We start from the raw sequence: 247 nt of genomic DNA on the forward strand, positions 1-247 counted from the left end.
GCTGCGCACCTGGAAGTGCGCGGCAAGTTCCTGGTTCTCGTCCACGTTCACCTTGACGAGCTTCCATTTGCCGGCGCCTTCGGCTTCGAGCTTTTCCAGCATCGGGCCGAGCGTTTTGCAGGGGCCGCACCACGGCGCCCAGAAATCGACCAGCACAGGGGCCAGTGTCGACGCCGTGATGACGTCCTTTTCGAATGTGGCCAGAGTGGTGTCCATTACGTCCTCGTCGATAAAACGGTTTGTCTGT

1 protein-coding gene is annotated in these 247 nt (G+C 59.9%); it reads right to left on the reverse strand.

Annotated features, from left to right (window positions below):
* The coding region (locus SB771_RS36235) for a thioredoxin family protein (protein ID WP_410722190.1) at positions 1-216 on the reverse strand (216 nt) is incomplete at its 3' end.
* Positions 217-247 lie beyond the last annotated feature (31 nt).

Source organism: Burkholderia sp. SIMBA_051 (genome assembly GCF_046534915.1).
GTDB lineage: Bacteria > Pseudomonadota > Gammaproteobacteria > Burkholderiales > Burkholderiaceae > Burkholderia > Burkholderia ambifaria.